Origin of the sequence: Mesorhizobium sp. M7A.F.Ca.US.007.01.2.1, from assembly GCF_003998165.1 — a bacterium.
Taxonomy (GTDB): Bacteria; Pseudomonadota; Alphaproteobacteria; order Rhizobiales; family Rhizobiaceae; genus Mesorhizobium; species Mesorhizobium ciceri.
The window spans coordinates 49,735-57,603 of the sequence record NZ_RZQP01000014.1 but is presented as its reverse complement, the minus strand read 5'-3'; the positions used below and the strand labels follow the sequence as shown (position 1 = coordinate 57,603).

8 protein-coding genes are annotated in these 7,869 nt (G+C 64.2%); 3 read left to right on the top strand and 5 right to left on the bottom strand.

Annotated features, from left to right (window positions below; translation table 11 throughout):
- Positions 1-5 precede the first annotated feature (5 nt).
- Complete coding sequence (locus EN949_RS04860; protein WP_013529117.1) at positions 6-647, top strand: TetR/AcrR family transcriptional regulator; 642 nt, start codon at positions 6-8, stop codon at positions 645-647.
- A 128-nt stretch (positions 648-775) separates the two neighbouring features.
- On the opposite strand, the gene rpmE is transcribed toward EN949_RS04860, so the two are convergent.
- Positions 776-997 carry a 50S ribosomal protein L31 gene (gene rpmE, locus EN949_RS04855; RefSeq protein WP_013529118.1) on the bottom strand — a complete coding sequence of 74 codons (222 nt, stop codon included), beginning with the start codon at positions 995-997 and terminating at the stop codon, positions 776-778.
- A 206-nt stretch (positions 998-1,203) separates the two neighbouring features.
- Between rpmE and EN949_RS04850 the strand changes: the two genes are divergently transcribed.
- A complete protein-coding gene (locus tag EN949_RS04850) occupies positions 1,204-3,003 on the top strand; it encodes an ABC transporter transmembrane domain-containing protein (RefSeq protein ID WP_127371646.1) in 1,800 nt (599 codons plus the stop codon).
- 27 nt (positions 3,004-3,030) lie between these two features.
- Here EN949_RS04850 and EN949_RS04845 read toward each other — a convergent pair whose 3' ends face one another.
- The gene (locus EN949_RS04845) at positions 3,031-4,518 is read right to left on the bottom strand and encodes a carboxypeptidase M32 (RefSeq protein WP_013529120.1); all 1,488 of its coding nucleotides are present in this window, start codon (positions 4,516-4,518) and stop codon (positions 3,031-3,033) included.
- Positions 4,519-4,658: 140 nt separating this feature from the next.
- Here EN949_RS04845 and EN949_RS04840 point away from each other — a divergent pair, with 140 nt between their 5' ends.
- Positions 4,659-5,012: a DUF1304 domain-containing protein gene (locus EN949_RS04840; RefSeq protein ID WP_063169204.1), complete on the top strand. Its 354-nt coding sequence runs from the start codon at positions 4,659-4,661 to the stop codon at positions 5,010-5,012.
- Between the two features lie 75 nt (positions 5,013-5,087).
- On the opposite strand, the gene EN949_RS04835 is transcribed toward EN949_RS04840, so the two are convergent.
- The 3 genes from EN949_RS04835 to EN949_RS04825 form a co-directional block, all read right to left on the bottom strand.
- On the bottom strand, positions 5,088-5,522 hold the full coding sequence (locus EN949_RS04835) for a hypothetical protein (RefSeq protein ID WP_027162534.1): 435 nt from the start codon (positions 5,520-5,522) through the stop codon (positions 5,088-5,090).
- 239 nt (positions 5,523-5,761) lie between these two features.
- Positions 5,762-6,793, bottom strand: coding sequence for a peptidoglycan -binding protein (locus EN949_RS04830; protein ID WP_013529123.1), 1,032 nt, complete (start codon positions 6,791-6,793; stop codon positions 5,762-5,764).
- Position 6,794: 1 nt separating this feature from the next.
- The gene (locus EN949_RS04825; protein WP_013529124.1) at positions 6,795-7,820 is read right to left on the bottom strand and encodes a MotA/TolQ/ExbB proton channel family protein; all 1,026 of its coding nucleotides are present in this window, start codon (positions 7,818-7,820) and stop codon (positions 6,795-6,797) included.
- Positions 7,821-7,869: the final 49 nt, after the last annotated feature.

Genomic DNA, 7,869 nt, shown 5'->3' with positions numbered 1-7,869 from the left:
CAGGTATGGAAGACGCGGCAACCCCCGTTTCCGCACAGAAGCAGGCTGCTTCACCGCGTCGGGCGCCGAGCCAGCAGCGCAGCCGCGAGCGGGTCGAGCGCATGCTGGCGGCTGCCTCGGCGCTGATCGCCGAGCAAGGCAGCGATGCCATGCGCATGGGTGAGGTGGCGGAGCGCGCTGGGGTGTCGATCGGGTCGCTCTACCAGTTCTTTCCGGACAAGCGGGCGATCATCTGGGCGCTGGCCGAGCGCTACACCGCCGAAAGCCAATCCTGCATTTCGGCAGCACTGGCTGGTATCAGCGACGCCGAACGCCTGCAGTCCGCGTTTTCAGAGTTGGTCGACATCTATTACCGGCTGTTCCTGGCCGAGCCGGTGATCCGCGACATCTGGTCGGGCACGCAGGCTGACAAGGCGCTGCGCCAGCTCGAACTCGCCGACAGCCGTGCCAACGCCGAATTCCTCAGCGCGGTGCTGAAACGGCTGCGGCCGGCAGCCGATCCGGCGACACTGGAAACCACGGCGTTTCTGGTCTGGCAGATGGGCGAGGCCGCCATGCGGCTGGCGATCTCGGTTGAGCGGCAGGAGGGCGACAGGCTGGTCGCCGCCTACAAGCGCATGGCGTTAAGGGAATTGCTGGCCGAGTAGGACCGCGCCGCAACAAAAGACCCGCCACAAGGGCGGGTTTTCGATCTGTGAAAGCTCGTTTGGCTTAAGTTCTTACTTGACGCAAGTCGTTATCCCAAAACCGCTTGGCACTTTTGGGCGACATGCAATTAGATGCCGAAACCTTCGAAACGCTTCTTGAACTTCGACAGGCGGCCGCCGCGGTCGAGCAGGGTCTGCTGGCCGCCGGTCCAGGCCGGGTGGGTGGTCGGGTCGATATCGAGGTTCATCGTATCGCCTTCCTTGCCCCAGGTCGAACGGGTCGTGTATTCGGTGCCGTCGGTCATGACGACCTTGATGGTGTGGTAATCGGGATGGATGTCGGTCTTCATGGTTCGGTTCCTGGCTTGCCGGCGCTGCCGACGGGCATAAGCCTGCGTCGATGCGCCCCTTTTTAAAACTCGAAGCCGCAGCTATTGAGGAGCCACGGCTTCTAAAACGGTCGGCGAGCCTATACATCAGCCGGAATTGAATCACAAGGCCGCGGCAAGCGCATATTGAGGCGCAGACCCCAAGGACGGCTGGAGGAAACATCGGGATGGCGCAAATCACCAGCGCAGACGAGCGCCGGCGTTCGCTCAAGCCGCTCAAGCGCCTGTTCCCCTACATCACGCACTACCGCACGCTGGTCGTCGGCGCCATTATCTCGCTGGTTATCGCGGCGGCAACCACGCTGGCGCTGCCGCTGGCGGTGCGTCGCATGATCGATCATGGCTTCTCGTCGTCCAGCACGACCTTCATTGCCGAATATTTCGCAGCGCTGGTGGCTATGGCCGCCCTGCTGGCGGCAGCATCGGCCGGCCGCTACTATTTCGTCATCACGCTGGGCGAGCGCGTCGTCGCCGATATCAGGCGCGATGTGTTTGCCCATGTGACGACGCTGTCGCCTGCCTTCTTCGACACCGCCCAGTCGGGCGAGATCGTGTCGCGGCTTGCCGCCGACACGACGCAGGTCAAGTCGGCGGTCGGAGCGACGGCCTCGGTGGCGCTGCGCAATGTCATCCTCGGCCTTGGCGCGGTGGGGATGATGGTCATCACCAGCCCGAAACTGTCCGGCCTGGTCATCGCGGCAATACCCGTGATCGTGCTGCCGCTGGTCGCCTTCGGCCGTTCGGTGCGGCGCAAATCACGTCAGGCGCAGGATACGCTGGCCGATGCCACCGCCTATGCCAGCGAGCAGATCGGCGCGGTGCGCACGCTGCAGGCCTTCACCAATGAGAAGCTGGTCACCGGGCATTTCTCGGCTGCAGTGGAAGCTGCTTTCGAGGCCGCACGCTCCTCGATCTTCGCGCGCTCCTTCTTAACCTTCTTCGCCATTTTCACCATCTTCTCGTCCGTCGTGGCGGTGCTGTGGTTCGGCTCGCGCGACGTGCTCGAAGGCTCGATATCGCCAGGCACGCTCGGCCAGTTCCTGCTCTATTCGGTGTTCGCCGCCGGCGCGCTGGGCGCGCTGTCGGAAGTGTGGGGCGAGCTTGCGCAAGCGGCGGGTGCTGCCGAACGGCTGACCGAGATCCTGGCCGAGAAGCCGGCGATCCAGGCTCCCGCCGATCCGAAGCCGCTGCCGGCCGTCGCCAAGGGCGCGATCGTCTTCGACAATATCTCCTTCTCCTACCCGGCAAGGCCCGACCGCGCCGCCGTGCACGGCTTAAGCTTTCAGGTCATGCCGGGCGAGACGGTGGCGATCGTCGGGCCGTCAGGGGCCGGCAAGAGCACGGTGTTTTCGCTGATCCTGCGTTTTTACGATCCCGAAACAGGCAAGATCCTGATCGACGGCGTCGATGTGCGCGAGGCCGATCCCGTTTCGGTCCGCCAGCGCATCGCCATCGTGCCGCAGGACGTCACCATTTTCGCGGCAAGCGCGCGTGACAATATCGGTTTCGGCCGGCCGGGAGCCAGCAAGACCGAAATCGAGACGGCGGCGAAGGATGCACTTGCCGATGAATTCATCCTCAAGCTGGAAAAAGGCTATGACAGCCAAGTCGGCGAGCGCGGCGTGACGCTGTCAGGCGGTCAGCGCCAGCGGGTTGCGATCGCCCGTGCCATCTTGCGCGACGCGCCGATCCTGTTGCTCGACGAGGCCACCTCGGCACTCGACGCCGAAAGCGAAACGCTGGTGCAGACGGCATTGGAACGGCTGATGCAGGGCCGCACCACGATCGTCATCGCCCACCGCCTGGCAACGGTGCTGAAGGCCGACAGGATCCTGGTCATGGATGGGGGCTCGATCGTCGAGGAAGGCACGCATCAAAGCCTTGTCGCCAAGGGCGGCATCTATGCACGGCTGGCCAAGCTGCAGTTCGAAACCGGCGCCAGTGCTTTCAGGGGCGCGGCGGAATAGGCAGATCTGGCGCTGTGGCGACAGCCGCTATGCGGCTCCATAGCGCTGTTTCAGATGGTTCACGAAATAGGTGGCGTTGAGCTTTTCGCCTGTGGCGCGTTCGAGCAGGTCCGGCGTCGACCAGCGTGACCCCTGTGACCAGATTTTTTGGCGGCGCCAGTCGTTGATCGCCTCGAAATTGCCTTTGGCGAGATCCTCGTCGGCGGCAGGATGCTCCCGCGTCAGCGCCGCCCATTGCTGTGCTGCCATCATCGCGCCCAGCGTGTAGGAGGGGAAGTAGCCGAAAGCTGCCCCGGGCCAATGCACGTCCTGCATTGGCCCGTCGGCTGGGTTGTCGATGGTGGAAAGGCCGAGGTAGTCGCGCATCTTGGCGTCCCAGGCTTCGGGCAGATCGGCCACCTCCAGCCGGCCCGAGACGAGTTCCTGTTCCAGTTCGTAGCGCAGGATGACATGCAGGGGATAGGTCACCTCGTCGGCATCGACCCGGATCAGGCCGCGTCCGACGCGATGCACGTGCGGCAGGATGTCGTCGAGCGACCAGGCTTCGCCGAGATGCTTTTCAACCACTGGCAGCGCCCAGCGCCAGAAGGCCGGGTTGCGGCCTAGCTGCTTCTCGACGAACAGGCTCTGGCTTTCATGCACGGCCATGCCGCGCGCTTTGCCGAGCGGCCAGTGCGACCATGCCTTGGGCAGGTTCTGTTCGTAGAGCGCATGGCCGGTCTCGTGCAGCACGCCCATCAGCGCCGACAGGAAGTCGGACGTCTTGTAGCGGGTGGTGATACGCACGTCGCTCGGCACGCCGCCGCAGAAAGGGTGGTGCGACACCGACAGCGACCCATGCGTCAGGTCGAAGCCGACTGCCGTCATCATGGCAAGGCCGAGCTCGCGCTGCCGATCGATCGCATAGGTGCCCGAAAGCGGCTTCAGCGGGCGCTTGCGCTGCCGTGCGTCCTGGATCGCCAGCGCCTCCGGCACGAAACTTTTCAGAAAAGCCTTCAGGTCGCTGAACACAGGCGTGATGTCGGCGGTGCGGTTGCCGGGGTCGTACTGCTCCATCAGCGCGTCATAGGGGGCCAGGCCGAGCACATCGGCACGCAGCGCCGCCTCCTCGCGCACCAGCGCCACGACGCCTTCCAGCGCCGGCTGGAAGCCTGCCCAGTCGTTCTTGGCGCGCAGGCCGCGCCACAGCTGCTCGCAACGCATGCGCGCGGTCGTCTGGCGTTCGACGAATTCGACCGGCAGGCAGGTCAGGTTGGTGTATTGCCGCCGCAGTTCCGAGACGGCGGCGCGCTGCTCCTCCCCCAGCGCTTCCTGTTCGGCCGCGGCGATCCAGTCTGCTATCTCGGGCGCCGTTGCCCTGGTGTGATACATGCCGGCCAGTGCCGACATCGCCTCGGCACGCTTCTCGCCGCCGCCGACGGCCATGTGCGTGGCCTCATCGGCACCGAGGATGGCCAGCGCATGCTCGAGCGCTTCGAGCTTGTGACCGAGGTCGTCGAGTTTCTGAAAGGACATGGCGACTTCCGTGATTGGGACGGCGCGAAAAGACACCAACGCAAAAGCGTTGGCAACCCTCGGATGCCGTCCGGCAAATGCACCTTGCGCAGGCGAGGCCGCGCATGAAATGCTGCCGGCAACACATCAAGGGGGAAAAAATGATCGGCAACATCCTGGTCGGGCTGGTGGCCTTGATCCATGCCTACATCGTCTATCTGGAGATGGTGCTGTGGGACACGCCGCGCGGGCACAAGGCTTTCAACCTGACCCCGGAATTCGCCAGTGCCTCGAAAGTGCTCGCGGCCAATCAGGGACTTTATAACGGGTTCCTCGCCGCCGGGTTGATCTGGGGGCTATACCTTGGTGCGGCCGGGTTCCAGGTCAAGGTCTTCTTTCTGGCTTGCGTGGCCATTGCCGGCCTCTATGGCGCGGCAACGGTCGGGCGCAAGATCCTGTTCATCCAGACCGTGCCGGCGGTGATCGCCCTGATCGCGGTATTGCTCGGCTGGTAAAAAGGACGCCCGCGGGATCGCTCTCGAAGGCGCCAGGCGGTTCCTTCCTCTTGGACCGTTTCGGGCGCTATGGCCTCAGCCGTTCGGGTAATTGCCGCCGTCGGCGCCGTCGCCGATCATGAAGCCGCTGCCGGTGTCGATCATCAGCCGCTGGTCGACATTGTCGAGACGGCGCAGCAGATCATGGTATTGCGCGGCCGGTATCCTGCCGTGATCGGAGGCGGCGACTTTCTCTGCCGCCTGACTGATGTGGGCCGTGCGCATTTCCAGGCGTTCCGCCACAGCCGGGGTGATGTTGTTGGCCTGTCTTGCGTCCACGATGCCCTGCCGGACGCCCTGCACCTGTTGGATAAGCGCCTCGACACGCGGGCCAGTCATATCGGTTGGATCGGTCGCGTCGAGAGCGCCCTTGTGATGGCCCGCGGCATAGGCGCCGGCAAGCGGAACGGCGATGAGGAGCGCCGTGAGTGTTGCAGTTCTAAGCGAGGTCTTGGGAGTGAAAGAGCGCATCACGCGTCTCCTCTTGTAGAGGGAGGCGGCGGTTGTCCGCCTGCCTTCCAGCCTTGGGCCGTCCGGTTCCGTCGCGTCGCGATGAGGGGGGATTCATCGCCGGCGGTTCTCGGCCCGGGCGGCAGGCTAGGACCGCCCTGCGACAATGTGTAATTAAAAAAAGATAATCTTTTCAGGCCTTGCCCGCCTCCATCTGCGCCCTAGGGTTGAACCGGCGAACAAGTTCGCGTGATTTTCGATCAACGTTCGGTGAGCTTCAGTTCAATACGGCGGTTCTTGTTGCGCGCCTCTTCGGTGTCGGCGGGATCGAGCGGCTGGAACTCACCGAAGCCTGCCGCGACCAGGCGGTTGGCCGGCACGCCGTTCTCGATCAGAAATTTCACCACCGAGGTCGAACGCGCCGTCGACAGTTCCCAATTGTCGCGGTAGCGGCCGGTGCCGGAGAGCGGCTTGTTGTCGGTATGGCCGTCGACGCGCAGCACCCAGTTGATCTCGGGCGGGATTTCCTTCTGCAACTCGATGATGGCGTCGGCGAGTTTCTTCATCTCGACCTTGCCGGCATCGTTGATCACCTCGGAGCCCGTTGGGAACAGCACTTCCGACTGGAAGACGAAGCGGTCGCCGACGATGCGGATGTTCTCGCGGTCGGCGAGGATTTCGCGCAAACGGCCGAAGAAGTCGGAGCGGTAGCGGTTCAACTCCTGCACGCGCTGCGCCAGCGCGACGTTGAGGCGGCGGCCGAGATCGGCGATCTTGGTGTTGGAATCGCGGTCGCGGATTTCGGAGACGTTGAGCGCATCCTCGAGCGCGCCGATCTGCTTGCGCAGCGCCGCGATCTGCTGGTTGAGTATCTCGACCTGGCTCAGCGCCTGCTGGCTGATCTGGCGCTGGCTGTCGAGTTCGCCGCCGAGCGCCGCTGCACGCTGATTGGCGGCGTCGCCGGCACCGGCACCTTGCGCCAGCAATCGTTCGAGCCGGCTCTTTTCCGCTTGCGCGGCCGACAGCGACGCCTGCAGATTGGCCAGGGAATCATCCTTGTCCTGCGCCGTCGAGCGCTCCAGCGCCAGCAGTTGGGTCAGTTCGTTGATCTGCGAGTTGAGGCGCGAGAGCGCCGTATCCTTGCCGGAGATTTCGCGTCCCAGCAGGAACTGCGCCAGCACGAAGACCGTGAGCAGAAACATGATCGCCAAAAGCAGCGTCGACAGCGCGTCGACGAAGCCCGGCCAGTAGTCGATGCGGCGATCGGTGCGCCGGCCCCTGGCGAGCGCCACTTCAGTGCACTCCGGGCTTCTTCAGGGCATCGGCGATCTTTTCCAGCGTGTTGCGCATCGCCTTCTGCTCGTCGGACTGGGCCTCGACCCAGTCGCGCATGATCTGCTGTTCCGAGCGCATATTCTTGACCAGGCCGGAAATGCCGTCGGCGAGATTGGCCATGGCGGTGGCGACGCGCGGGTTGGAGCCGCCGCCATTCTCCTGCATCGAGCGCAGCCGTTCCGACAGCACCCGGATCTCGTCGGAGGATTCGGTTTTGGCCGGGTCGGCGACGACGATGTCCGACGACAGGTCGGTGACCGAGGAAAGCCAGTTTTCCAGTTCGGTGTAGAAGCGCGTCTGGGCGCGGCCGGCCTGCAGGTCGAGGAAGCCGAGCACCAGCGAGCCGGAGAGGCCGAACAGCGAGGACGAGAAGGCGGTGCCCATGCCGGCCAGCGGCGCCGAAAGCCCCTGCTTCAGGGAATCGAGCACCGCGGCGGCGTCACCGGTGCCGGGATCGAGCGATTCGATGGTTTCGCGGATCGAGCCGATGGTGTTCAACAGTCCCCAGAAGGTGCCGAGCAGGCCGAGGAACACCAGCAGGCCGACGAGATAGCGCGAGGTGTCGCGGCTTTCGTCGAGGCGCGTGGCGATGGAATCGAGCATGGTGCGCATCGAACTGGTCGAGAAGGCCATCGCCGAGGAACGGCCGATCATCGCCTTCATCGGCGCCAGCAGCACCGGTTCGGTCGTCTCCGAGCCGGCACGGAAGGAGTTGACCCAGCGCACTTCGCGAAACAGTCGCCCAACCTGGGCGAAGGCCAAAAGGATGCCGACCACCAGCACGCCGACGATCAGGCCATTGAGGCCGGGATTGCTGCCAAAGGCGGTTGAGATCTGTCGGGTGAGGATGGCGGCGATGAAGGCGACGATGACCAGGAAGATCACCATGGTCAGCAGAAAGACCTGCGGGCTCGATAATTTATGCGGGTCGTAGATCAGGACATCAGAACGTCTGCCCATGCCGAAGGATCTGAGAAAAGCCATCCGTGCCCCGTTTCCGATGCCGCCGCCGATCACGTAAACCGCGACTCTA